Origin of the sequence: Amycolatopsis mediterranei (assembly GCF_026017845.1) — a bacterium.
GTDB classification, from domain to species: domain Bacteria; phylum Actinomycetota; class Actinomycetes; order Mycobacteriales; family Pseudonocardiaceae; genus Amycolatopsis; species Amycolatopsis mediterranei.
In genome coordinates this window covers 9,050,334-9,073,414 of the sequence record NZ_CP100416.1, presented here as the reverse complement: position 1 = coordinate 9,073,414, position 23,081 = coordinate 9,050,334, and the positions used below count along the sequence as shown (strand labels likewise).

Annotated in this window: 24 protein-coding genes; 15 read left to right on the top strand and 9 right to left on the bottom strand. The window is 68.2% G+C overall.

The genetic code is table 11. From position 1 onward, the window contains the following. Nucleotides 1–27: 27 nt before the first annotated feature. Entirely contained in the window at nucleotides 28–411 is a 384-nt protein-coding gene (locus tag ISP_RS41000) for a glyoxalase superfamily protein (RefSeq protein WP_013229670.1), read from the top strand. Here the strand turns inward: ISP_RS41000 and rdmE are convergent. Continuing rightward, nucleotides 408–1,958 (bottom strand): aklavinone 12-hydroxylase RdmE, encoded by a 1,551-nt coding sequence (gene rdmE / locus ISP_RS40995; protein ID WP_013229669.1) that lies wholly within the window; start codon nucleotides 1,956–1,958, stop codon nucleotides 408–410. The genes ISP_RS41000 and rdmE overlap by 4 nt on opposite strands. Before the next feature lie 176 nt (nucleotides 1,959–2,134). Between rdmE and ISP_RS40990 the strand changes: the two genes are divergently transcribed. The 3 genes from ISP_RS40990 (at nucleotide 2,135) to ISP_RS40980 (ending at nucleotide 5,242) form a co-directional block, all read left to right on the top strand. Next, nucleotides 2,135–3,439, top strand: a complete 1,305-nt coding sequence (locus tag ISP_RS40990) for a bifunctional o-acetylhomoserine/o-acetylserine sulfhydrylase (protein ID WP_013229668.1) — start codon at nucleotides 2,135–2,137, stop codon at nucleotides 3,437–3,439. After that, the gene (gene metX, locus ISP_RS40985; protein ID WP_013229667.1) at nucleotides 3,436–4,554 is read left to right on the top strand and encodes a homoserine O-acetyltransferase MetX; all 1,119 of its coding nucleotides are present in this window, start codon (nucleotides 3,436–3,438) and stop codon (nucleotides 4,552–4,554) included. The genes ISP_RS40990 and metX overlap by 4 nt, the downstream gene beginning before the upstream one ends. 76 nt (nucleotides 4,555–4,630) lie before the next feature. After that, nucleotides 4,631–5,242 (top strand): DUF2306 domain-containing protein, encoded by a 612-nt coding sequence (locus ISP_RS40980; protein ID WP_013229666.1) that lies wholly within the window; start codon nucleotides 4,631–4,633, stop codon nucleotides 5,240–5,242. Nucleotides 5,243–5,248: 6 nt separating this feature from the next. On the opposite strand, the gene ISP_RS40975 is transcribed toward ISP_RS40980, so the two are convergent. The 3 genes from ISP_RS40975 to ISP_RS40965 form a co-directional block, all read right to left on the bottom strand. Beyond that, a complete protein-coding gene (locus ISP_RS40975; RefSeq protein WP_013229665.1) occupies nucleotides 5,249–5,755 on the bottom strand; it encodes a hypothetical protein in 507 nt (168 codons plus the stop codon). Nucleotides 5,756–5,804: 49 nt separating this feature from the next. Further along, nucleotides 5,805–6,392 (bottom strand): SACE_7040 family transcriptional regulator, encoded by a 588-nt coding sequence (locus tag ISP_RS40970; protein ID WP_034283977.1) that lies wholly within the window; start codon nucleotides 6,390–6,392, stop codon nucleotides 5,805–5,807. A gap of 69 nt (nucleotides 6,393–6,461) precedes the next feature. Continuing rightward, nucleotides 6,462–6,929: a hypothetical protein gene (locus ISP_RS40965; protein ID WP_013229663.1), complete on the bottom strand. Its 468-nt coding sequence runs from the start codon at nucleotides 6,927–6,929 to the stop codon at nucleotides 6,462–6,464. Nucleotides 6,930–7,241: 312 nt separating this feature from the next. Here ISP_RS40965 and ISP_RS40960 point away from each other — a divergent pair, with 312 nt between their 5' ends. The 4 genes from ISP_RS40960 to ISP_RS40945 all read left to right on the top strand — a co-directional run bounded on the left by ISP_RS40960 (nucleotide 7,242) and on the right by ISP_RS40945 (nucleotide 12,894). Continuing rightward, on the top strand, nucleotides 7,242–8,012 hold the full coding sequence (locus ISP_RS40960; protein ID WP_013229662.1) for an SGNH/GDSL hydrolase family protein: 771 nt from the start codon (nucleotides 7,242–7,244) through the stop codon (nucleotides 8,010–8,012). A 126-nt stretch (nucleotides 8,013–8,138) separates the two neighbouring features. After that, entirely contained in the window at nucleotides 8,139–9,752 is a 1,614-nt protein-coding gene (locus ISP_RS40955) for a carboxyl transferase domain-containing protein (RefSeq protein ID WP_013229661.1), read from the top strand. Between the two features lie 5 nt (nucleotides 9,753–9,757). Beyond that, entirely contained in the window at nucleotides 9,758–11,743 is a 1,986-nt protein-coding gene (locus tag ISP_RS40950; protein WP_013229660.1) for an acetyl-CoA carboxylase biotin carboxylase subunit, read from the top strand. Then, complete coding sequence (locus ISP_RS40945; RefSeq protein ID WP_013229659.1) at nucleotides 11,740–12,894, top strand: acyl-CoA dehydrogenase family protein; 1,155 nt, start codon at nucleotides 11,740–11,742, stop codon at nucleotides 12,892–12,894. Before ISP_RS40950 ends, ISP_RS40945 begins: the two co-directional genes overlap by 4 nt. A 43-nt stretch (nucleotides 12,895–12,937) precedes the next feature. Here the strand turns inward: ISP_RS40945 and ISP_RS40940 are convergent, their stop codons facing one another. Genes ISP_RS40940 through ISP_RS40930 form a run of 3 tightly spaced genes read right to left on the bottom strand, consistent with a single transcriptional unit; the run spans nucleotide 12,938 to nucleotide 15,132 of the window. Further along, the gene (locus ISP_RS40940) at nucleotides 12,938–14,257 is read right to left on the bottom strand and encodes a hypothetical protein (RefSeq protein WP_013229658.1); all 1,320 of its coding nucleotides are present in this window, start codon (nucleotides 14,255–14,257) and stop codon (nucleotides 12,938–12,940) included. Continuing rightward, nucleotides 14,254–14,589 (bottom strand): hypothetical protein, encoded by a 336-nt coding sequence (locus tag ISP_RS40935; protein ID WP_013229657.1) that lies wholly within the window; start codon nucleotides 14,587–14,589, stop codon nucleotides 14,254–14,256. The genes ISP_RS40940 and ISP_RS40935 overlap by 4 nt, the downstream gene beginning before the upstream one ends. Before the next feature lie 15 nt (nucleotides 14,590–14,604). Beyond that, nucleotides 14,605–15,132: a YbaB/EbfC family nucleoid-associated protein gene (locus tag ISP_RS40930; RefSeq protein ID WP_230468589.1), complete on the bottom strand. Its 528-nt coding sequence runs from the start codon at nucleotides 15,130–15,132 to the stop codon at nucleotides 14,605–14,607. 144 nt (nucleotides 15,133–15,276) lie between these two features. Between ISP_RS40930 and map the strand changes: the two genes are divergently transcribed. The 6 genes from map to ISP_RS40900 all read left to right on the top strand — a co-directional run bounded on the left by map (nucleotide 15,277) and on the right by ISP_RS40900 (nucleotide 21,208). Further along, nucleotides 15,277–16,041 carry a type I methionyl aminopeptidase gene (map, locus tag ISP_RS40925; RefSeq protein WP_013229655.1) on the top strand — a complete coding sequence of 255 codons (765 nt, stop codon included), beginning with the start codon at nucleotides 15,277–15,279 and terminating at the stop codon, nucleotides 16,039–16,041. A 9-nt stretch (nucleotides 16,042–16,050) separates the two neighbouring features. Continuing rightward, the gene (locus ISP_RS40920) at nucleotides 16,051–16,563 is read left to right on the top strand and encodes a GNAT family N-acetyltransferase (protein WP_013229654.1); all 513 of its coding nucleotides are present in this window, start codon (nucleotides 16,051–16,053) and stop codon (nucleotides 16,561–16,563) included. A gap of 59 nt (nucleotides 16,564–16,622) precedes the next feature. After that, entirely contained in the window at nucleotides 16,623–17,468 is an 846-nt protein-coding gene (locus ISP_RS40915) for an SDR family oxidoreductase (RefSeq protein WP_013229653.1), read from the top strand. A 109-nt stretch (nucleotides 17,469–17,577) separates the two neighbouring features. Continuing rightward, nucleotides 17,578–18,633, top strand: coding sequence for an alpha/beta fold hydrolase (locus tag ISP_RS40910; protein WP_013229652.1), 1,056 nt, complete (start codon nucleotides 17,578–17,580; stop codon nucleotides 18,631–18,633). A gap of 705 nt (nucleotides 18,634–19,338) precedes the next feature. Further along, entirely contained in the window at nucleotides 19,339–20,463 is a 1,125-nt protein-coding gene (locus tag ISP_RS40905; protein WP_158314415.1) for a DUF262 domain-containing protein, read from the top strand. 1 nt (nucleotide 20,464) lies between these two features. Then, the gene (locus ISP_RS40900; RefSeq protein ID WP_141748527.1) at nucleotides 20,465–21,208 is read left to right on the top strand and encodes an MAE_28990/MAE_18760 family HEPN-like nuclease; all 744 of its coding nucleotides are present in this window, start codon (nucleotides 20,465–20,467) and stop codon (nucleotides 21,206–21,208) included. Nucleotides 21,209–21,213: 5 nt separating this feature from the next. Here ISP_RS40900 and ISP_RS40895 read toward each other — a convergent pair whose 3' ends face one another. Next, on the bottom strand, nucleotides 21,214–21,684 hold the full coding sequence (locus tag ISP_RS40895) for an NUDIX hydrolase (RefSeq protein ID WP_013229651.1): 471 nt from the start codon (nucleotides 21,682–21,684) through the stop codon (nucleotides 21,214–21,216). Between the two features lie 8 nt (nucleotides 21,685–21,692). Beyond that, complete coding sequence (locus ISP_RS40890) at nucleotides 21,693–22,436, bottom strand: DUF5919 domain-containing protein (RefSeq protein WP_013229650.1); 744 nt, start codon at nucleotides 22,434–22,436, stop codon at nucleotides 21,693–21,695. Nucleotides 22,437–22,671: 235 nt separating this feature from the next. On the opposite strand from ISP_RS40890, the gene ISP_RS40885 reads away from it, so the two are divergent. Then, complete coding sequence (locus tag ISP_RS40885) at nucleotides 22,672–22,899, top strand: hypothetical protein (protein WP_014467708.1); 228 nt, start codon at nucleotides 22,672–22,674, stop codon at nucleotides 22,897–22,899. Nucleotides 22,900–23,081 lie beyond the last annotated feature (182 nt).

Below are 23,081 nucleotides of genomic sequence, written 5' to 3'. Positions count from 1 at the left end.
CATGGTGGATATAGAGAGGCGGGAACCATGCCCATCCAGGGAGTCGGCAAGGTCGTGGTCGGGGTCGAGGACCAGGCGCGCGCCAAGGAGTTCTGGTCGGCGGTCGTCGGCTTCGCGGTGACGACGGACGTGCCCTACGACGACCAGGGCCGGCGTTGGGTCGAGGTGACCGCGCCGGACGGGACGATCCTCGTGCTCAGCGAGAACCCCGAGGACCGTCCCCGGAGCACCGGCGACCAGCTCCCGACGTCGAACTTCTTCCTATACGCCGACGACGTCGAGAAGACCTACGAGGAGCTGTCGGCGAAGGGGGTGGAGTTCCCCGCGAAGCCGGAGAAGCAGCCGTGGGGCTGGTGGTCGATGTTCACCGACTCCGAAGGGAACCGCTTCGCGCTGCAACAGCGCGGCTAGCGGGACAGGACCGCCGTCAGGACCCGCCACAGCTCGGCCGCCGGGTCCTCGGCCGGCTCCGGGGACCGCCACGCGACGATGCCGTCGGGCCGCACCAGCGAAGCGCCGCCCGTCGAAAGGCCGTAACGAGCGGCGAAGACGGCGTCGTCGAGCACGTGGCAGTCGAGGCGGACGCCCAGCTCCGCCGCGATGTCCGCCGCGGCCGGTTGCCACCGCGTGCCGTCGCCGGCGCACAGCAGCACCCACGAGCGGCCGATCAGGTCCACAGTGGACTCCAGGCCCGGCGCGCGGAAGCCGGGCCGCCCGGTGGGCGCGTGCACGTCCTCGACGCGTTCGCCGTCGTCCGGCTCCTCCGCGAGCACCGCGGTCGACCGGTAGCGGAACCCGAGGAGGATCGACAGCTGGTCCTCGGCCTTCGTCAGCCCGGAGACGTCGAGATCGGGGTGCATGCGCTGCTTCATGTTGTGCAGCGACGTGTCGATGACCATCCGCGCGATCGGCTTGCGCTCGGCCTCGTAGGTGTCGAGCAGCGCCGGACCCGCTTCGCCGCGCAGCACCGCGGCGAGCTTCCAGGCGAGGTCCGCGGCGTCGCCGACCGCCGTGTTGCCGCCCATCCCGCCGGTCGGCGGCGTCACCTTCGCCGCGTCGCCGATCAGGAAGACCCGCCCGGCGCGGAACCGGTCGGCGAGCCGCGCGGCGACCTCCCACGAGCCCGTCCAGACGATCTCCGGGTCCAGGTCCGGCAGGTCGGTGGCGGCGCGGATCATCGCGACGAGCCGGTCGTGGGTGAAGTCCGCCGGGCTTTCGCCGCGGTCCGGGAAGTAGTCCGGGGCGAAGACGTACCGGTTCGGCACATCGGTGGTGACGAACCCGGCGGTGAAGTCCGGGTGCTGCAGGTAGAACAGGTCGGACACGCCGGACTGGACGCGGTCGCCGAGGTCGGCGTCGAACACCACGCCGAGGCAGTGGCTCAGCGCGTCCAGCCCGGTGGTCCCGATGCCGAGCCGCTGCCGGATGCCGCTGCGCCCGCCGTCGGCGGCGACGACGTAGTCCGCGCGCACCACGGTTTCCTCGCCGGACTCCCGGTGGCGCAGCGTCGCGGTGACGCCGCCGTCGTCCGGCGTCAGGTCGGTCAGCTCGGTCCGGAACACCACCCGCGCGCCCGCCTTTTCCGCGTGCGCCAGCAGGATCGGCTCCACGACGTCCTGGCCGGCCATGCCGGCGGGCAGCGTCGTCGACGCCGAAACGTCGAACTCGCTGCCGTCCTGGACCAGCCGGTGCAGCACCCGGCCGGCCAGGCTGGTCGCGACCGTGACCCGCAGCCCCTGCGACGCCCGCGGGCTCGCCGCCAGCACTTCGCGGTCGATGCCCGCCCAGTGGAACAACTCCATCGTGCGCCAGCTCTGCCCGGCGGCCCGCGAGTGGATCGACGTCCCCGCGTGCCGCTCGACGGTCAGCACGTCCACTCCCGCCTGCGCCAGGAACAGCGACGCCGACAGCCCGCCCAGTCCCGCCCCGACGACCAGCACCTGAACCCGCTCGCTCATGACTACCTCCACGCCTGTGAATCTTCCCTGATGAATATCTTAGCGACAGAGAGATTCGATTGGCAAGGAAAGCTCCTCTCCCAGGAGGTGGGAAGGGTTGGGTGGGCCGTTCGGCGCAAGTAGCTTCATCCCGGCAGGCCCCTCCGAGAACCCCTTGAGCCGCAAGGAGAAAACCGATGGCCGAGACTTCGGCGTGGTCCTTCGAGACCAAGCAGATCCACGCGGGTGCCGCGCCGGACCCGGCCACCGGGGCACGGGCGACGCCGATCTACCAGACGACGTCGTACGTCTTCCGCGACAGCCAGCACGGCGCCGACCTGTTCAGCCTCGCCGAGCCCGGCAACATCTACACGCGGATCATGAACCCGACCCAGGACGTGCTGGAGCAGCGGCTCGCCGCGCTCGAAGGCGGGGTCGCGGCGCTGGCGTTCGCGTCGGGCTCGGCCGCGACCACGGCGGCGATCCTGAACCTCGCGGGGGCGGGCGACCACTTCGTCTCGAGCCCGTCGCTCTACGGCGGCACCTACAACCTCTTCCACTACACGCTGCCGAAGCTCGGGGTCGAGGTCACGTTCATCGACGACCAGGACGACCTGGAGCAGTGGCGCGCCGCGGTCCGGCCGAACACCAAGCTGTTCTTCGCCGAGACGCTGGCCAACCCGGGCAGCAACGTCCTCGACATCCGGGGCGTCGCCGGCGTCGCGCACGAGGCGGGCGTGCCGCTCGTCGTCGACAACACCGTGCCGACGCCGTACCTGCTGCGCCCGATCGAGCACGGCGCCGACGTCGTCGTGCACTCCGCGACGAAGTACCTCGGCGGTCACGGCACCACGGTGGCCGGCGTGCTGGTCGACGGCGGCACGTTCGACTTCGGCCAGGACCCGGCGAAGTTCCCGGGCTTCAACGAGCCCGACCCGAGCTACCACGGCCTCAAGTACTGGGAGGCGCTCGGCCCGGGCGCGTACGCGGCGAAGGCGCGCGTCCAGATCCTGCGCGACACCGGCGCGGCGATCGCGCCGTTGAACAGCTTCCTGATCCTGCAGGGCATCGAGACGCTGTCGCTGCGCCTCGAGCGGCACGTGGCGAACGCGCAGGCGCTGGCCGAGTGGCTGGAGCAGCGCGACGAGGTCGAGAAGGTCTACTACGCCGGTCTCCCGTCCAGCCCGCACTACGCCAACGCGCAGAAGTACCTCCCGCGCGGCGCGGGCGCGGTGCTGTCGTTCGACCTGCGCGGTGGCGTCGCGGCGGGCCGGAAGTTCGTCGACGGCACGGAGCTGCACAGCCAGCTGGTGAACATCGGTGACGTCCGCAGCCTGATCGTGCACCCGGCGTCGACCACGCACAGCCAGCTGAATCCCGAGGAGCAGCTCTCCAGCGGCGTCACGCCCGGGCTGGTCCGGCTCGCCGTCGGGCTGGAGGGCATCGAGGACCTCAAGGCCGACCTCGAGGCCGGATTCCGGGCGGCCAAGGCGGAACTGTGACGGCTGGGCCCGTCACCGGCGCCTGGCGGATCGGGGATCCGCCGGGCCGCCGCAAGTTCGTCACCGGCCCCGGCGCGCTCGCGCTGGAGGCCGGTGGCGTGCTGCCGTCGTTCTCGCTCGCGTACGAGACGTGGGGGACGCTGAACTCCGCTGCGTCCAACGCGATCCTCGTCGAGCACGCCCTGACCGGGGACAGTCACGCGGCCGGTCCCGCCGGGCCGGGCCACCCGAGCGCGGGCTGGTGGGACGGGCTCATCGGGCCGGGAAAGGCCGTCGACACCAACGAGTTCTTCGTCGTGGTCCCGAACGTGCTGGGCGGCTGCCAGGGTTCGACCGGGCCGTCGTCGCTTTCGTCCGACGGCCGCCCGTGGGGCAGCCGGTTCCCGGCGGTGACGGTTCGCGACCAGGTCGCGGCCGAGGCGGTGCTGGCGGACGCGCTGGGCATCGACCGCTGGGCGGCCGTCGTCGGCGGGTCGATGGGCGGGATGCGGGCGCTGGAGTGGGCGGTGTCGCTGCCGTCGCGGGTGGCTTCGGTGCTGGTGCTGGCGTCGACCGCGCGGGCGTCGGCCGAGCAGATCGCCTGGGCGTCCCCGCAGCTGCACGCGATCCGCGGCGACCCGTTCTTCCACGGCGGCGACTACTACTCGGCGCCGTCGGGGCCCGTCGCCGGACTCGGCGTCGCCCGGCGGATCGCGCACGTCACCTACCGCAGCGAACCCGAGCTGGCCCAGCGGTTCGGCCGGGTTCCGCAGGACGGCGAAGATCCCCTGCGCGGCGGCCGGTTCGCCGTCGAGTCCTATTTGGACCACCACGCGGCCAAGCTGGCCCGCCGGTTCGACGCGAACAGCTACCTGGTGCTGACCGAGTCGATGAACACCCACGACGTCGGCCGCGGCCGCGGCGGCGTGGCGGCGGCGCTGGGCCGGGTGACGGCGCGGGCGGTGATCGGCGGCGTCGACAGCGACCGGCTCTACCCGCTGTACCAGTCGGCGGAGATCGCCTCCGGGATCCCCGGGGCGCCGGAGCCGTCGATCGTGTCCTCGCCGTACGGGCACGATTCGTTCCTCATCGAAACCGGCCAGATCGCGGCTCTGGTGAAGCAGCTGCTCGGCTAGTACGTCCGCGGACGTACCGGTATGAGCCGCTCCGCGACGGACGACCGCGCCGCCCCGGCCGCGAAACCATCGCCGGATGCGGAAACCATGGTGGCTGCTCGTCGTCGCGCTCGGGTCCGGGCTGGTGCTCACGTACCCGTACCTGGGACTGGACCCCGGCAGCAGCCGCATCGAGGTGCGCGACAACCTGCGCTACGCGGTGCTGGTGGCGCACATCTTCCCGGCCGCGGTGGCGCTCGTGCTCGGCCCGCTGCAGTTCGTGCCCGCGGTGCGGGCGCGCCGGCGGCTGCACCGGACGCTCGGCCGGAGCTATCTCCTCGCCGGTGTCCTGCCGTCGGCGGTGGCCGGGATCCCGGTCGCGCTCTGGTCCGGCCGGCTCCTCACCCAGCTCGGCCTCACCACCGCGGCCGTCCTTTGGCTGGTCACCGGCGGCCTCGCGTACCGGGCGGCCCGGCGGCGTGACTTCGCCGCGCACCGGGCGTGGATGACGCGCAACTACGCGCTGACGTTCCTTGCCGTCACTTCGCGTGTCCTGGTGCCGGTGTTCCTGCTGGCCCAGGCCCCCTTCGGGGGCGTCGATGCGGCAAGTGCGCCCTCGCTGATTCCGCTGGGGCAGACACTGGGCTGGATCCTCGACCTGGTCGTGGCGGAAGTGCTCATCAGACGACGCCGGCGTTCCGTGGCTTAGTAGCCCTCAGTCCGAGACGGCCTCGGAGATCCAGGGCGCCACCGGCAGGTCGCGGTCCAGGCACTCCACCGACAGCCGGATGGTCCAGCGCAGCGCCTGCAGGACGAGGCTGTCGACCTCGTCCGGGGCCGCGTTGGCGAGCGCGATCTCGACCTGCTCCTGCGCGGCTTCGGTGTTGCCGTGCACCTCCGCGAGCAGCGTCCGGACCGCCGTCCGGACCGGCGGGTCGGCCTGGTCGATCGAGACCTCTTCGCCGTCCTCGTCGAAGACCTGGACCTTCACCGGGGCGCTGCCCCCGTCGCCGAGGGTGGAGACCATCGCGCTGCACTCGCCGAAGAGCAGCAGCATCAGCGCCTTCGTCTCGTCCGCGCGGGCCTGCGGCTCGGCGGCCGAGGGGGCGACCTCGCCCAGCGCTTCGGCGTCGTCGCCGAGGCTCAGCGCGGTCAACGCGCGCTGAGCCTTCTCGACGAGCCGGCGCTCCTGCTCGCTCCAATCCGGGTCCACGTGCCCCATCAAACACCACGAGGGCGCTCGGCGGGATACCTTGATCCGCCGAGGGCCGTCAGGCCGCGCGAAGGGCACCCAGCGCGAGCCGGCAGAGCAGTTCGGCGAGCTCGTCGTCACCGAGATGGCGGTTGTACGGGGTCGAGTTGATCAGTCCGAACACGGCGTGTGCCGCCGACCGCGCCTGCCGTTCTCCCAGGTCCGGCACGGCTTCGCGGATCACGCGCACCCACACCTCGACGTACTGGCGCTGGAGCGCGCGCACCTGCTTGCGGTCGGCGTCGGTGAGGTTGGCGAGGTTGCGCTCCTGAACGGTGATCAAGGCCGGGTGCGCGAGCGCGAAATCGACGTGGAACCGCACGAGGCCGGTCAGCGTGTCGTCGGGCTCACCCGGCCGGCTCGCCCGGGCCGTGCCGCCGTCGAGCAGGTAACGGCTGATCGAGTTCAGCATCTCGCCGAGGATCGCGTCCTTGCTGCGGAAGTGCCGGTAGAGCGCCGGGCCGGAGATGCCCACCGCGGCTCCGATGTCGTCGATCCCGACGCCGTGGAAGCCGTGGTGGGCGAACAGCTCGGCGGCCGCGGACAGGATCTGTTCGCGCCTGTTCGCCTTCTCGCCGTTCACGAGAGGGGTGGGGTTGGCCGGCATCCGGTCAGTTTAGAGCGGCAGGTTAGCGAGCGCTAACGTCCCGTCCGGGGCCGGTGCCGGCCGCGCCGGTCACACGTTCGGCGACACGCCCAGATTCACGCCCTTGGCGCTGCCCACCGAGTTCACCGGGCTGCTCTGGGCGAGGGTCCGCCCGAAGCACACCGACCACGAGTTGGCCGCCACCCCCGATGACGCGCAAGCCCAGTCGCCCAGGCGGGTGCCGGACGAGGTGTACAGGTCCATGGCCGCGTCCACGGAGTAGAGGGAGGCACGGTTGTTGCGCACGATCACCGCCCCCTGCACGGCACCGCCGCCTACCGACCTGATCGCGCAGACCTGCGCGACCACGCTGGAGGCGAGCGCCTTGGAGCCGGCGCAGTGCCAGGTGGCCGAGCTGGAGGTGATCGGGTTGGTGTTGCCGTACGCGTGCCACGAGCCGCTCTCCGCGGCGGAGGCGGGGATCGCGGCCGCCACCCCCAGCCCGAGACCGGCGGCGATGGTCAGCAACCCGGTGAGGGTCCTTCGCGCGAACGCCATGAGGTGTTCCCCTTTCGTCGAGCCCCCGGTCGTCTCCGGCGGCGTCAGGGCGTACTCGCGCCAACCCGGCCCGCGGTTCTGCCGGAAGCGGCCGATTCACTCGAATGGCTGCGGTTGGTCATTTCCCGTTGATCTTGTGCGGCTGACGAACCGCTGACGTTTCACACTTCCGGTGTGGGCCGAGTGGGTACCTGCCATGGGTGGGGGGTTCCTCGTGAGGCTTTCACCTGCTGTCCTATTTGGGTCGGCCCTGTCACAAAGGAGTGACCCATGGCTGTTCCAACCCGTAATTTCCGGCGATCCCTCTTACGGTTGAGTACGGCCCTGGGGGCCGTTGTCCTTGCCACCCTCGGCGTCACGGGCCTCGCCCATGCCGCCGGGACCGTCTACGCCGCGCTCGGCGACTCCTACTCCTCCGGGGTCGGGGCCGGCAGCTACGGCAGTTCCGGGAGCTGTTACCGCAGTTCCAAGGCCTATCCGCAGCTGTGGACCAACGCCCACAGCGGAACCTCGTTCACGTTCCTCGCCTGCTCGGGGGCGAAGACCGGGGACGTGATCAACCAGGCGAACTCGATCCCCTCGTCGGCCACGCTCGTCACGGTGACCGTCGGCGGGAACGACGCCGGGTTCAGCGACGTGATCACCACCTGCACCCTGGGCAGTGATTCCGACTGCGTGAACCGGGTCGAAACGGCCAAGGCGTACGTGAACAACACGCTGCCGGCGCTGCTGACCAACACCTACAACACGATCAAGGCCAAGGCGCCGGGCGCCCAGCTCGTCGTCCTGTCCTACCCGCGCTTCTACACCGTGCCCGGCTCCTGCTGGGTCGGGCTGAGCGACACCAAGCGCACGGCGATCAACTCGGGCGCCGACACGCTCGCGTCGGTGACCCAGTCGCGGGCCGCCTCGGCGGGCGCGACCTTCGTCGACGTCCGGCCGTCGTTCGCCGGGCACAACATCTGCTCGTCGGCCGACGATTACCTGCACAGCCTGACCTGGCCGGTGATCGAGTCCTACCACCCGACCGCGGCCGGGCAGTCGGGCGGCTACTACGCCCCGCTGCGGGCGGCGATCGGCTGATCCGCCCGGGACGGCCACCCCGGTCCGCCGGGGTGGCCGTTTCGCGCATCCCGGCGACTGGACACCCACGTTAGCGGTCGCTAACATCGAGACGGAGGTTAACGACCGCTAACTTCGAGGGAGCCCATGGACACGCCGGCACTGGGGACTACGGCTGCCCCGGACAGCGAGGCCTACGCCCGCAACGCCACCTCCCACGCGGAGCTGGTGGAAGACCTCCGCAAACGCTTGGCGAGCGCCCGGCTCGGCGGCCCGGAGAAGGCACGCACCCGGCACGTCGAGCGGGGCAAGCTGCTGCCGCGGGACCGCGTCGACACGCTGCTGGACCCGGGTTCGCCGTTCCTGGAGCTGTCCCCGCTGGCGGCGAACGGGCTGTATGACGACGAAGCGCCGTCGGCCGGCATCATCACCGGCGTCGGGCGGGTGTCGGGCCGGGAATGCGTGGTCGTCGCCAACGACGCCACCGTCAAGGGCGGCACGTACTACCCGATGACGGTGAAGAAGCACCTGCGCGCCCAAGAGGTCGCGCTGCACAACAACCTGCCGTGCGTCTACCTGGTGGACTCCGGCGGCGCGTTCCTGCCCAGGCAGGACGAGGTCTTCCCGGATCGTGAACACTTCGGCCGGATCTTCTACAACCAGGCGACGATGTCCGCCCGCGGCATCCCGCAGATCGCGGCCGTGCTCGGCTCCTGCACCGCCGGCGGCGCGTACGTCCCGGCGATGAGCGACGAAGCCGTGATCGTCCGGAACCAGGGCACGATCTTCCTCGGCGGGCCGCCGCTGGTGAAGGCGGCGACCGGCGAGGTCGTCACGGCGGAGGAGCTGGGCGGCGGTGACGTCCACGCCCGCCAGTCCGGCGTCACCGACCACCTGGCCGACGACGACGCGCACGCGCTGCGGATCGTCCGCTCGATCGTCTCGACGCTGGGCCCGCGCGCGCCGCGGCCTTGGGACGTGCTGCCGACCGAAGCCCCCGCCGTCGACCCGGCCGAGCTCTACGGGGTCGTTCCGACCGACCCGCGCACGCCCTACGACGTCCGCGAGGTCATCGCCCGGATCGTCGACGGCAGCCGGTTCGGCGAGTTCAAGAAGGAGTACGGCGCGACGCTGGTCACCGGCTTCGCCCGGATCCACGGCCACCCGGTCGGCATCATCGCGAACAACGGCGTGCTCTTCGCCGAGTCGGCGATGAAGGGCGCGCACTTCATCGAGCTGTGCGACAAGCGTTCGATCCCGCTGCTGTTCCTGCAGAACATCACCGGCTTCATGGTCGGGCGCGCGTACGAGGCGGGCGGCATCGCCAAGCACGGCGCGAAGATGGTGACGGCGGTGGCGTGCGCGCGGGTGCCGAAGCTGACCGTCGTGATCGGCGGCTCGTTCGGGGCCGGCAACTACTCGATGTGCGGCCGGGCGTACTCGCCGCGCTTCCTGTGGATGTGGCCGAACGCGCGGATCTCGGTGATGGGCGGCGAGCAGGCGGCGTCGGTGCTGTCGACGGTCCGCCGCGACTCGATCGAGGCGCGCGGCGGGGAATGGTCCACAGAGGACGAAGAGGCGTTCAAGGATCCGATCCGCGAGCAGTACGAGGCGCAGGGCAGCCCGTACTACTCGACGGCCCGGCTGTGGGACGACGGCGTCATCGACCCGGCGGACACCCGCACGGTGCTCGGCCTCGCCCTCTCGGCCGCGGCCAACGCGCCGCTGTCCGAGGTCAACTACGGCGTCTTCCGGATGTGAGGGGCATGTTCGACTCAGTTTTGGTCGCGAACCGGGGCGAGATCGCGGTCCGGGTGATCCGCACGCTGCGGGACCTCGGCATCCGTGCGGTCGCCGTGTACAGCGACGCGGACGCCGACGCGCGGCACGTCCGGGAGGCGCACACCGCCGTCCGGATCGGCCCGGCGGAGGCTTCTCGGAGTTATCTTTCGATTCCGGCCATTGTGGACGCTGCCGTGTCGTCGGGTGCGCAGGCCGTGCACCCGGGATACGGGTTCCTGGCGGAGAACGCCGAGTTCGCGCGGGCCTGCGAGGCCGCCGGTCTCGTGTTCATCGGTCCGCCGGTCGCGGCGATCGACGCCATGGGCGACAAGATCCGCGCCAAGGCGACGGTGTCGAAGGCCGGGGTCCCGGTCGTGCCCGGTGCGTCCGATGTGGACATCCCGGACGGTGACTTCGCCTCGGCGGCTTCGAAAGTCGGCTACCCGTTGCTGCTCAAGCCGTCCGCGGGCGGTGGCGGCAAGGGGATGCGGCTGGTGCACGCCCCCGAGGAGCTCGACGCGGCGATCGAATCCGCGCGGCGGGAGGCCAAGGGGTCGTTCGGCGACGACACGCTGCTGATGGAGCGGTTCGTCACGACACCGCGGCACATCGAGATCCAGGTCATGGCCGACACGCACGGCAACGTCATCCACCTCGGCGAGCGCGAGTGCAGCCTGCAGCGGCGGCACCAGAAGATCATCGAGGAAGCGCCGTCGGTGCTGCTGGACGACGTCACCCGCGAAAAGATGGGCTCGGCGGCGGTCGAGGCCGCGCGCTCGGTGGGGTACGTCGGCGCGGGGACCGTCGAGTTCATCATGTCGGCCCACGACCCGGACGAGTTCTTCTTCATGGAGATGAACACCCGGCTGCAGGTCGAGCACCCGGTCACCGAGCTGGTCACCGGCCTCGACCTCGTCGAGTGGCAGGTCCGGGTGGCGGCGGGGGAACACCTGGCCATCAGGCAGGAAGACGTCGTCCTCAAGGGACACGCCGTCGAAGCCCGGGTGTACGCCGAGGACCCGGCACGCGGCTTCATCCCGACCGGTGGGACGGTGCTGGCGGTGCACGAGCCGGCCGGCGACGGCGTCCGCGTCGACTCCTGGATGGCGCCCGGCGCGGTGGTCGGCTCGAACTACGACCCGATGCTGGCCAAGGTGATCGCCTGGGGCCCGGACCGCGCGGCGGCGCTGCACCGGCTCGACCTCGCACTGGCCGACACGGCGGTGCTGGGCATCGGTACGAACACGGCGTTCCTGCGGGGGCTGCTGGCCGACGACGACGTCCGCGCCGGCCGGCTGGACACCGAACTCGTCGACCGGCGGCTGTCCACTTTGGTCTCGACGGACGTGCCCGCGGAGTTCTTCGTCGCGGCCGCGGTGGACCGGTTCCTGGAGCTGCAGCCGTCCGGGCCCGTGGTGGACCCGTGGGACGTGCCGGACGGCTGGCGGATGGGCGGCTCCGGCGGGGTGACGTTCCGGCTGAAGTCCGGCGCCGCCCGCGCGGTGGTCCGGGTGCAGGGCACGCCCGCCGCTGCCACGGTGTTCGTCGACGACGCCGAGCCGGTCCAGGTCTCGGCCCGGCGCGACGGCGACGTGCTCGAGATCCGGCACGCGGGTGGCTTCCACCGCTACCGCCAGGCCTGCGGTCCGGATCGGACGGTCTGGCTGGCCCGCGACGGGCTCAGCTTCCCGTTCGGGGAGCAGGAGTTCGTGCTGGCCTCACGCGGCGAAGCCGCCGGCGCGGGCCCGGTCACCAGCCCGATGCCGGGCACGGTGCTGGTGGTGAAGGTGGCGGCCGGTGACGTCGTGAAGGCCGGGACGCCGCTGCTGGTCGTCGAAGCGATGAAGATGGAGCACACCGTCACCGCGCCGATCGACGGCGTGGTCAGCGAACTCCCCGTCCGGGCCGGCCAACAGGTCGCGCTCGACGAAACCCTTGCCGTAGTGGCGCCCCAAGAGGAGCAGCAGTGATCGACTTCCGCCTGGACGAGGAGTACGAGTCCCTCCGCAAAACCGTCGAGGACTTCGCGCACGCCGAGGTCGCGCCGGTGATCGGCGAGCTGTACGAGAAGGAAGAGTTCCCGTACGCCATCGTCGCGAAGATGGGCGAGATGGGCCTGTTCGGCCTCCCGTTCCCGGAGGAGTTCGGCGGCATGGGCGGCGACTACTTCGCGCTGTGCCTGGCGCTGGAGGAGCTGGCGCGGGTCGATTCGTCGGTCGCGATCACCCTGGAGGCCGGCGTTTCCCTCGGCGCGATGCCGATCTACCGCTTCGGGACGCAGGAGCAGAAGCAGGAGTGGCTCCCGTCGCTGTGCGAGGGCACTGCTTTGGGCGGCTTCGGCCTGACCGAACCGGGCGGCGGTTCGGACGCGGGGGCGACGCGCACGCGGGCCTCTTTGGACGGTGACGAGTGGGTCGTCAACGGCAGCAAGGCGTTCATCACGAACTCGGGCACCGACATCACCCGGTTCGTCACGGCCACCGCCGTCACCGACGTGATGGAGAACGGCCGCAAGGAGATCTCGGCGATCCTCATCCCGTCCGGCACGCCGGGCTTCGCGGTGGCCCCGAAGTACTCGAAGGTCGGCTGGAACTGCTCGGACACCCACGAGCTGTCCTTTTCGGACGTCCGGGTGCCGGTGGAGAACCTGATCGGCGTCCGGGGGCGCGGGTACGCCCAGTTTCTGTCCATTTTGGACGAGGGCCGGGTCGCAATCGCCGCGTTGTCGGTCGGTCTTGCGCAGGGCTGCGTGGACGAGTGCCTCAAGTACGTCAAGGACCGGGTGGCGTTCGGCAAGCGGATCGGCGAGTACCAGGCGATCCAGTTCAAGATCGCCGACATGGAGGTCCGCACGCACACCGCGCGCCTGGCGTACTACCAGGCGGCGTCGAAGATGCTGCGCGGCGAGCCGTTCAAGAAGGAGGCCTCGATCGCGAAGCTGGTGGCGTCCAACGCGGCGATGGACAACGCGCGGGACGCGACGCAGATCTTCGGCGGCTACGGGTTCATGAACGAGTTCCCGGTGAGCCGCTTCTACCGCGACGCGAAGATCCTCGAGATCGGCGAGGGGACGAGCGAGGTCCAGAAGATGCTGATCTCGCGGCACCTCGGCGTCGCCTGACCTGCGATGAGGGGCACCTCCGGCGGGAGGTGCCCCTCGTGAACTACTGCGGCTGCTGTTGCTGCTGCTGCTTCTTGTCCTCTTCGGCCCACGCTGCTTCCGCCTGCATCTGGATGTCGGTCAGGCCGCGGTCGACCTGCACGATGTCCTTGCCCGCCCAGCCGACGAAGTTCTTCGAGCTCTTGGCGTCGGAGAGGGCCTTCAGCATCGGGTAGTAGTCCGGGTGCTTGGCCTTCAGCCAGTCGTCGACGAACTTCATCTTCTTGTAGCTGTCCCCGAACTTGGTCTTCAGCCAGTCCTCGTGCTTCTTGATCATCGGGAAGTCGTGCTCGCTCAGGTGCGACGACGGGGACGGCGGCTTGGGCGCGGGCGGCGGGGGCGGCGGAGGCGGCGGGTCCGCCGGCTTCGGCAGCGGCCGGGAGAAGTTGGGCGTGGTGCCGTCACCCGGTGGCCGCGTGCTCGGCGTGGCGCCGCCGCCCCCGGGCCCGTCGTGGGTGACCGCGGTGCCCGGCGGCACCGGTTTCGGCGGCAGCGGCCGCGAGAAGTTCGGCACGGTGTTCCCGCCCGGGGGCAGGTTCGTCATCTCGTGGCCCGCGCCCGACGCGCCCGGCTTCGGCTTGACCAGCTTGGACAGCTTGGTGAGCCTGGCCAGCGTGCGCCCGGCGTAGGCGACGACCTTGGCGAGCTTGGCCGCCATCGCCGCCACCTGGATCGAGACCTGCACGACGATCTTGCTCACGCCGACCGCGATCGACGCGCCGAAGGTGAACGCGGCCATCGCCAGAGCGATCAGCATCGTGGAGATGATGTCGCCGAGGATCGTCGTGATGATGTCGCGCAGCAGCGCGCGGACCGCGGCGATCAGCGCCCCGGTGGTCTCGACCATGTAGCCGGCGACGTCGGACGCCTTCGCGTTGGCGTCGATCCAGCCCTTCCGGTCGTCGATCGACTTCTTGAAGCTGTCGTAACCCTTGCCCTGCCACTGGGTGATCGTCGACTTGAGCGTGTCGTCGAGCTGGGTGCCGGTGTTGCGCAGCGCCTCGCCGATCTTGTGCAGCTCGTTGGCGACCTTCGTGACTTCGGACGGGTTGCCCGCGACCTGGTCCAGCGGCCACTTCAGGAACGAGACGTGCTCGATCAGCCAGCCCAGGCCCGCGGCGATCAGCTTCGAGAGCGGGTCCATGACGAACGCGACGGTGTCGAGCGTGGCGCTGATCAGGTTGATGCCCAGTTCAACGCTCACGGCCGCGAGGTCGCCACCGTGTTCGGTCTGGACCTTGCCGATCGAGTCGCCGACCTGCTTCCAGCTGTCGAAGACGCCGGCCCCGGTCGTGGAGTTCGATGCCGTGATGGGAACGGTCACTTGCCCAGCTCCGTCTCGAAGGTGCTCAAACCCTGTGCCGTGTTCGAGTCGTGGGTCGCGTACGTGTCGGCGGCCTTCTTCACGTCGGCCGCGGACTTGCCGATGTCCCCGACGAGCTTGTTGATCTCACCGGTGATCACCGCCATCGTGACCCGTGAGGGCACCGCGAGCACCTGCGCGAGCAGGATGCCGAACGCGGCGTTGTCGAACCCGTTGGCGGCCTGCATCCGGTTCGCGGCGTCCTGCACCGCCGGTTGCGTGGTGCCCGACAGGAACTGGCTGAACTTCTGCAGCTCGGCCGGGTCGACCGAAAAACCTGCTCCGGAAACCACCGGTTCTCCTCCGTACTACCAGGGGTTGCTTTCGCCGTCGTCCTCTTCCGGCGTCTGCCGGGGACGGCGGCGCGGCTGACCACGCTGCGGTTGGGGCGGGCCCGGCGGCGGGGGCGCGGCCGGCCGGTCCTCGGCCTCCTGCTCCGGCATGAACACGTCACGCTTGTCCGGCTGCGTTCCCTCGTCCGGTTCGGGAGCGGGCAGGAACTCGTCCAGCAGCTCGCGGGCGGCCGAGTCCTCGCCCACCATGCCGCTGAAGGCCTCGGCGACCTCCGCCGACACCTTCTGCTGGGCCCGGCCGATCAGCTGCAGCACCAGGCCGGAAAGGGCTTGCGGGGGTCGTTCGTACGCGCGGGGGCCGAACCGGAGGTCCTGCAGGACGCCGCTGGGGCCGACGGTCACCGTGACCGCGCCGTCCGGCGACTGCACGGTGGCGACGGCCGTCCGGAGTTTCTCCTGCGCGGCCGCGGCTTTCGCCCGGATTTCCTCGAGCTCGACGGTGAAGGCGGCCAGCGGGTCGCCGGCGGGCACTGACTGGGTCAATTTGTCCTCGTCGCCAGAGAGGTTGTGAACGGAAGAAGTCAATCAGCGCTGCCTGAACTCCGGATGACGCGCGTCGAGCCACCGGCTGAACGAGATGGCCGCCCACCACTGGACACCAATATCTATACCGGTATAGTTATCGCCATGGTCGAGATCAAAACGGAGTCCGAGCTGGCGATGATGCGCGAAGCCGGGCGGGTGGTGGCGAACACCCTGCACGCGGTCAAGGAGGCCGCCGCGATCGGCGTCTCCCTGCGCGAGCTGGACGAAGTCGCCGCCCACGTCATCAGCGAGGCGGGCGCGAAGCCGTCGTTCCTGCACTACCAGCCGAGGTCGGCGCCGACGCCCTACCCGAACGTCCTCTGCGCCAGCGTCAACGACGTCGTCGTGCACGGCATCCCGACGGCGTACCGCATCCAGGACGGCGACCTCGTCAGCATCGACTGCGGTGCCATCCTCGACGGCTGGAACGGCGACGCGGCGATCAGCTTCGTCGTCGGCACCGCCGATCCCGCCGACCTCGCGCTCATCGAGGCCACCGAGCGGGCGCTGGCCGCCGGGATCGCCGCCGCCCAGCCGGGTGCGAAGCTCGGGGACATCTCGCACGCGATCGGTGCCGCCGGTCGCGCGTCGGGCCACGGGATGCTCGAAGACCACGGCGGCCACGGCATCGGCCGGGCGATGCACGAGGACCCGCACCTGCCGAACGAGGGCCGCGCCGGCCGCGGGATGCGGCTGAAGCCGGGTCTCGCGCTGGCGATCGAGCCGATGCTCACCCGGGGCGGCGACGCCTACCGCTACGCAGAGGACGGCTGGTCGCTCCTGACCGTCGACGGCAGCCGGGCCGCGCACGTCGAGCACACCATCGCCATCACCGAAGACGGCCCGCGCGTGCTCACCGTGCGGTAGACAAGGGGAATGGACAACACCGTCATCCGTTCGGGTGATTCCGGGGACACGGACACGCTGCTGCGCTTCTTCGACGAGGCCGTCGAATGGCTGGTCGCCCGCGGCAGTGCGAAGCAGTGGGGGACCGAGCCGTGGAGCCGGGTCCCGAAGCGCATCGAGCGGGTCAAGGGCATGGCGGCGGACCCGGGCCTGCGGATCGCGGTGGTCGACGGCGAGGCCGCCGGCGCGCTGATCGTCTCGGAGGAGCACGACCCGCACGTGCCCGCGGCCGACGAGCGCGAGCTGTACATCCGGCTGCTCATCACGTCGCGGCGGTTCACCGGGCGGCGCGTCGGCGGGCGCCTCGTCGAGTACGCGCTCGACGAGGCGCGGCGGCGCGGGATCGATCTCGTGCGCGTCGACTGCTGGGCCGGCGGCGACGGCGAACTGCAGCGGTACTACGAGGGCCACGGGTTCCGCCCGACGGTCCGGTTCGCCGTCGAGGAGTGGGTCGGGCAGGTGCTGGAGCAGCGCGTGGGGTAGCGCGGCGCGGCGGCACGGGCGACACTGTTGACGCGGTGCCAACAGACGGAGGAGTCGCCATGGAACTCGCGGGCAAGGTCGTCGTCATCACCGGCGGCGGGCAGGGGATCGGCGCGGCGACCGCGTCGGCGCTGTCCCGGCTGGGCGCGAAGGTGGTGATCGGCGACCTCGACCAGGTCCGGGCCGAGAAGACGGCCGGCGAGCTGGGCGCCGACGCGTTGCCGCTGGACGTCACCGACATCCGCGGGTTCACCGCGTTCCTCGACGAGGTCGAACGCCGGCACGGGCGGATCGACGTGCTGATCAACAACGCCGGCATCATGCCGCTCGGCGACCTCGACACCGAAAGCGACGCGACGACCCGGCGTCAGCTGGAGATCAACCTGCACGCCGTCATCCACGGGACGCGTGAGGCGGTGAAACGGATGCGGCCGCGGCGGTCCGGGCACATCGTCAACGTCGCTTCGTTCGCGGGCAAGGCCGGCTTCCCCGGCGCGGCGACCTACTGCGCGACCAAGCACGCCGTCGTCGGGCTGTCCGAGGCGGTGCACCTGGAATTGCACGGCAGCGGGGTGCACGTCTCGTGCGTGATGCCGGGCATCGTGCGGACGGAGCTCGCGAGCGGCCTCGGCGAGGCCAAGATGTTCAAGTCCGTGCGGCCGGAAGATGTGGCCGACGCCATCGTATCCGCACTGCGCAAGCCTCGTTTCGACGTTTTCGTGCCCCGCTCGCTGGGCATTATGGGCAAGCTCACCCGGCTGCTGCCGCGGCGGACGGGTGAAGCGCTCGCCCGGACGTTGAAAGCGGACCGGCTTTTGGCTTCAGCGGCCCATTCCCCGGCTCGAGCGGCGTACGAAGCACGGGCCGCGGAGAGCGGGCCGGGGGTAACTCGGACGGACCAGTGACTGTCCGAATTGGACGTGCTTGCCAGGTGCTTGCGGGTGTGGTGCGGTTGAGTCCGCCCGCCCGGCCCGGCAAGATTGCCTCCGGATCCGCTTTTGGGAGGCACGAGAAATGGTTTCACCACCCGCACGGCTGGCCGCCGCGGCGTCGAACGTGGTCGGCAAGGTGCTGCACGGCGGCGTCGCCGACCTGCGCCCGATGCCGCGGGTGCTGATCGACCAGGGCCCCAACCGCTCGCTGTACCGGATGACGCACCGCGGCGGGACGGTGTCCGGGCCGCCGATCCTGCTGGTGCCACCGCTGGCCGCACCGGCGATCTGCTTCGACCTGCGCCGCGGCTGCAGCCTCATCGAGCACCTCATCGAGGGCGGCCGCAACACCTACCTCGTCGACTACGGCACGGTGGCGTTCTCCGACCGGCGCCTGGGCATCGAGCACTGGATCGACGAGGTGCTGCCCCGCGCGATCCGGCGCGTGAGCGCGGACGCCGGCGGCCAGGACGTGCACCTGGTGTCGTGGTCGCTCGGCGGGATCTTCTCGCTGCTGGTGAACGCCGACCGGCCGGACCTGCCGATCGCGTCGATCACCGCGATCGGCTCGCCGGTGGACTTCACGGCCATCCCGATCGTGGCCCCGTTCCGCCCGCTGGTCGACCTCACGAACGGCCACCTGCTCACGCCGATCTATCGCGTGTTCGGCGGCGCACCGTCCTATTTGGTCAGCCGCGTGTTCCGCGCGACGGGCATCAGCAAGGAAATCACGAAACCCCTGGCGATCCTGTCCCACCTCGACGACCGGGATTATCTGGCCCAGATCGAGGCGGTCGACCACTTCATGAGCAACATGTACGCGTACCCGGGGCGCACGTTCGGCCAGCTGTACCACCGCCTGTTCCGCACGAACGACCTGGCGGAGGGCAAGGTGGACCTGAACGGCCGGATCATCTCGCTGTCCTCGGTCCGCGTGCCGACCCTGGTGGTGGCGGGCGAGAACGACACAATCGCGCCCCGGCCGTCGGTCGAGCGCGTGGTGGAGCTGCTGGACAAGGCCCCAGAGGTCCGCTTCAAGACAGCGCCGGGTGGGCACCTGGGCGTCTTGACGGGCCGGAAGGCGCGGGGCACGACGTGGCGGTACCTGGACCAGTTCCTGGACGATCAGATCTCTTGAACAGTGCGAAGGGCCGCCCCCGGTTGGAGGGCGGCCCTTCGGCTACTTGAGCTCAGCTGACGTCTTGCCGAGGATCCGCCTGGCGACGATCAGCTGCTGAATCTGCTGCGTGCCCTCGAAGATGTCCAGAATCTCTCAGCCGGTCTTCGCCGACCTTACGATCTTGGCCGTAAACGGCCTCTGAGCTGCGCTGATGCGTCTCGTTAGTTCTCGTCGTCTGTCGCTGCTCCTCGGCCTCTGACGGCCTGGGCACGGCCTGGCGCTCGGCCACACCTGTCCCTGCATCCCGATATGAAGCCAGTACGCGGCCGGTGGTGCCGGGTCAAGACACGCTTCATCGTCTTGACGCGGTGCTACCGGCCGTTGTCACGATCAGGCGTCGGGATGGAGGTCCCCCACGACGGTGCGTAACGGAGATCGAGTCACGAACGACCCGAATGGCACGAGCGCTCGTAGAGGAGGCCGACGTTGGCTCAGGGGACCGGTGTGCCGCCGCCGCGCGGCGCTGCGCCAGGTGACCCGGTGGCGGCCGGGCGGGCGGGCGGAGCGGCAGCCCGCCGTGTCGGAAGCGGAGGCGGCCGCCAAGGCGAGGGGCTACGTAGGGCGACAGGCGCGCCGCCGACGGCGGCGCGCCCTTGATCCCATAGAGCCAAGTTCGGCAATGATGTCGGTTACGAAACTCAGATTCAATGCAGAAGGATAGACGTGACAGATCAGCTACCTGATGTCGACGAGTTCGATTCTGAAGACGAACTTGACAGTGCTCGCGACCAAGCGGAACCGTTGGATCTGTCAACGGACGATCGAAAGCTAGTCACTCAGCCTTATGATCTTGGTGTCAAGGGTATTTCGGATGACATCGCAAGAGGTCGACTAAAGCTTGCGATTGAATACCAAAGGAAGTATGTCTGGGATCAATCTAAAGCCAGCCGTCTAATCGAGTCGTTGCTCTTGAATGTGCCGATTCCTGTCTGTTATTTTGCGGAGGATGAAGACGGCAGCTACGAGGTAATCGATGGTCTTCAGAGGCTGACAACCATCAGTCGATTTCTCAAAAACAAATTCTCCTTGAGTGGGATCTCGGTTTTGAAGGAACTGGAGGGTAAATTCTACGACGACCTCGCACCTCGTGATCAGCGTCGGCTAGAGAATCGAACTATACGCTGCATTGTCATTACCGAGGAAAGTCATCCGGACATCAAGTTTGATGTCTTCGAGCGATTGAACACCGGGGCTGCAAGCCTGACTGCTCAAGAGTTGAGGAACTGTATATATCGCGGGGAATTTAACGATTCGCTTAAGAGCATGGCTAAAAACCGATCACTCTTACGACTGCTTGGTTCTGATAGTAATAGTCGCATGGATCATGAAGAATTGGTCCTGCGCTTCCTTGCGCTCACTAGTGGTGTGGAGCTGTATAAGCCTCCGCTGCGACAGTTCTTGAACTCGCATATCAGAAAGAATCGCCATAGGGCGACCACGAGTCGTGAACTAAAGATGTTCGAATCGACATGTGATGCTGTATATGAAGCTCTTGGCGATGGGGCGTTTAGGGTTGTGGGGCGCGATGGGAAAGCTCATCGAAACGTCAATAAGGCGCTCTTCGACAGTATCATGATTCCCGCCGCTTTTGCAGACAAGAAAGCTCTTGTGCGAAAGTCTGCAAAAATCAGGGAGATCAGGGAGGAGCTACTTCGTGACGAAGATTTCCTGACGTCGATTGGTCGAGCAACTGCTGATAAGACTCGGATGCATTTGCGGGTAGGAAAATTTGCAGAAGCTCTGCGGTCAATTGGAATTGACGTTAACCTCCCGGACCTGAGCGGCTAGGATGGCTGCAATCGATAGTTTTAATGCTGGCATCGAGGAAGTTCGCGGCTTGTTGTCTATTGATGTCAGAGATCAGTCAGGTGTGGGCGATGGAGAACTTGGAGCGGAGAGTTCAACGAGCGCTGGCCTTATGGCTACTACGCGCCGTGCGGCAGTCGTCTTGCTTGTGAGTCATTTTGAGGGGTTCCTCAAGGAGCTTGTTGAGGAACTGGTCGACGATCTCGATAGCCAATCGCTCCCGGCAAAAGAAATACCCCGGGGGGTTCGGGAGCTTCATATATTGCCTAAGTTGTCGGAAGTTGTGAGCTGCGGTGATGTGAACCAACGGTTTTCTTTGATGTCCAAACTTGGGGCGGTGTCGAGTTTATGGAACGATAGCGCAAAGCCCCCTCGGGGGACTCTGCGAGCACAAATCGTCTCGCGTGAAGTTCATAACGCAGATAGCGAGTGTATTGATCGGATCTTCTTTACGCTTGGATCCGGAAACCCAGTCTGCGATGGCGAAATCGATGTTATTGATCAAGAGTCTGAACTGGAAGAATCTCACTCTATCAGAGTTCGACTTCGAGATATAGTGGAATGCAGAAACGACATCGCTCATGGCAACATGGATCGTAAGCCAACCGGTGAAGATGTTGCGAGATATGTCCTATTTTTGCTTCATTTTGCTAAGAGGCTTAACAGGAAAGCTGACGATTTGCGATCTCGCTGGTCGACGTCATCCGCAGCGAACAAGAAAGCTTAGTGATATCAGGAAAAATAGGCCTCTGGTGACTCGTTTAGCGCATGTTCAATCCGTAGTCTGATTGAGGGGTGAATGTTGAGTTCGGAGATCTGGTTGGGCTTGAACCAAGAGGCCTCCTTGCTCTCTTCGCTAGTCGCCAACGTCCCACCTGATTTCGATGCGCGGAAGCAGATGGAGAACTCCTGTCGGACCTCCCCATCGTCGTAGGCGACGATGTGGTGAGGATTGGAATATACGCCGATTACGCCGTCGATCTCGCACTCGATGCCGGTTTCCTCCCGGACCTCTCGGACTGCGGCCTGGGCTAGCGTCTCGCCGAGTTCCAGTTGGCCGCCAGGGATGGAGTACAGGTCGTTGTCCGTGCGCCTAATCATTAGGATCCGACCTTCGTCGTCCTGGATGAACGCGGACACCGCCACTGCGATGCTGTTCGCCTTGGGTGCGTTTGGGTCGTTGTAGTAGTCGACTCGGGTCATGCTGCCTCCTAGAAGGTGGCCGGCTTGGCGAGGTTCCAGACTGACTCGAAGCTCTCCGAGTACGTCTCGAAGAGGTCCCCTGCGGACAGTCTTCGCAGGTGGAGGGACGGGGCGTGGGCTCCCTGGAACCCGTACACGTGCGTGTTGATGATCATCTCGTCGTCGAACCTGAAGATCGAGTTGTAGAGCGTCGTGTTGTGGAACCGCATCTCCACTCCGTCGACGCCGACCAGCGGCCGGTAGGACGCCAGCGCGTTGCGGATTCGCGCCGCAAGCGTCCCGTCGCCGAGCTGCTCCTCTTCGCCGCGAAGGGCGACGCTGTCCCCCTCGGGGTCTCCGAACGCGAGCCGGATTCGAGCGCCGGCCGCTGCCTTGGCTGTGAGGTCCTTGATGAACCGCGGGCGTTCTACCAGGAACAGTGCGGCGTGTACCAGGATCTCGACGGTCTCCGCTGCTTCCTTGATCAGCCGGTCCCACAGCTCAACGGGCACGGCGTTGCGGTGCGGGAAGACTTGCACAAGCTCAGCGGCGGCCGTCTCGGCCTTGCGCTCCGGGGCCACCGAGTCCGGCCACAGGTAGGTCTCCGACTCGCGCGCCATGGCGGCGATCTTGTGCCGGTGCTTGGGGTAGGGCGTCCGGTTCTTGGTGATCCAGCGCTCGACCGTCTTCTGATCGACGCCAACCGCCTTGGCGACCTGCTCCAAGGTCAGGCCGTTGCGCAGTAGCGCGTCGCGCAGGCGTTCGTTCGGCATCGGCACCCCTTGGGACGTGTAGGGACGTCTTCGACGGTACCAGGGACGTCCCAAGATGTCCTGCCACGTGGTGATCACGTCCCGCGTTTTGGCGGAGATTGGTGTCAGGTTGCAGGGGCAGGCCCGGTGCCGGGACGCCGAGGAGGTAGGCGTGACCATTGAAACCGCCGTCAGGCCGGCTGGTTCGGACAAGCGGGCGGTATCTCGCCGACGTGCGGCGTAGGCGCGACGTGGCATGCGCGACACGGTTCAGATCCACGTCACGGCTGATCTGCCGATTCGTGTCCGGGCGCTGACGTACGCAAACCGCGCGGAAGTTCGGTTTGGCAAGGCGTTCCCGGTGGTCCTGCTCGTGGACTCGGACGCCATCGCCGTACTGCGGAGGGAACTGGACGAGGTGAGCGCGGTACTGGACGCCGCAGCGGCACGAGGCGGAGAGCCGCCGGAAGTTACCAACTATTAGACGACACAAAGGATTCGGCATGGCTATCGACAAGGTACACCGGTTCGGGATCGACTTCGACCACGCGTTTCCGCAGGGCTTGGTGATGGTGGGCGAGGTGTCGCCTGAGGTTCACCCCGGGTAGTGGACACCGAGTTAGCAGGACCAGGGGTTCTGCTGGAAGGATGTCCTCATGCCTCCTC

Excerpts from the sequence above, each read along its gene's own strand:
- ISP_RS41000 (WP_013229670.1), top strand. The coding sequence starts at position 28 with ATGCCCATCCAGGGAGTCGGCAAGGTCGTGGTCGGGGTCGAGGACCAG.
- rdmE (WP_013229669.1), bottom strand. The coding sequence starts at position 1,958 with ATGAGCGAGCGGGTTCAGGTGCTGGTCGTCGGGGCGGGACTGGGCGGG.
- ISP_RS40990 (WP_013229668.1), top strand. The coding sequence starts at position 2,135 with ATGGCCGAGACTTCGGCGTGGTCCTTCGAGACCAAGCAGATCCACGCG.
- ISP_RS40980 (WP_013229666.1), top strand. The coding sequence starts at position 4,631 with ATGCGGAAACCATGGTGGCTGCTCGTCGTCGCGCTCGGGTCCGGGCTG.
- ISP_RS40975 (WP_013229665.1), bottom strand. The coding sequence starts at position 5,755 with ATGGGGCACGTGGACCCGGATTGGAGCGAGCAGGAGCGCCGGCTCGTC.
- ISP_RS40970 (WP_034283977.1), bottom strand. The coding sequence starts at position 6,392 with ATGCCGGCCAACCCCACCCCTCTCGTGAACGGCGAGAAGGCGAACAGG.
- ISP_RS40965 (WP_013229663.1), bottom strand. The coding sequence starts at position 6,929 with ATGGCGTTCGCGCGAAGGACCCTCACCGGGTTGCTGACCATCGCCGCC.
- ISP_RS40955 (WP_013229661.1), top strand. The coding sequence starts at position 8,139 with ATGGACACGCCGGCACTGGGGACTACGGCTGCCCCGGACAGCGAGGCC.
- ISP_RS40950 (WP_013229660.1), top strand. The coding sequence starts at position 9,758 with ATGTTCGACTCAGTTTTGGTCGCGAACCGGGGCGAGATCGCGGTCCGG.
- map (WP_013229655.1), top strand. The coding sequence starts at position 15,277 with ATGGTCGAGATCAAAACGGAGTCCGAGCTGGCGATGATGCGCGAAGCC.
- ISP_RS40920 (WP_013229654.1), top strand. The coding sequence starts at position 16,051 with ATGGACAACACCGTCATCCGTTCGGGTGATTCCGGGGACACGGACACG.
- ISP_RS40915 (WP_013229653.1), top strand. The coding sequence starts at position 16,623 with ATGGAACTCGCGGGCAAGGTCGTCGTCATCACCGGCGGCGGGCAGGGG.
- ISP_RS40910 (WP_013229652.1), top strand. The coding sequence starts at position 17,578 with ATGGTTTCACCACCCGCACGGCTGGCCGCCGCGGCGTCGAACGTGGTC.
- ISP_RS40900 (WP_141748527.1), top strand. The coding sequence starts at position 20,465 with ATGGCTGCAATCGATAGTTTTAATGCTGGCATCGAGGAAGTTCGCGGC.
- ISP_RS40895 (WP_013229651.1), bottom strand. The coding sequence starts at position 21,684 with ATGACCCGAGTCGACTACTACAACGACCCAAACGCACCCAAGGCGAAC.
- ISP_RS40890 (WP_013229650.1), bottom strand. The coding sequence starts at position 22,436 with ATGCCGAACGAACGCCTGCGCGACGCGCTACTGCGCAACGGCCTGACC.
- ISP_RS40885 (WP_014467708.1), top strand. The coding sequence starts at position 22,672 with ATGCGCGACACGGTTCAGATCCACGTCACGGCTGATCTGCCGATTCGT.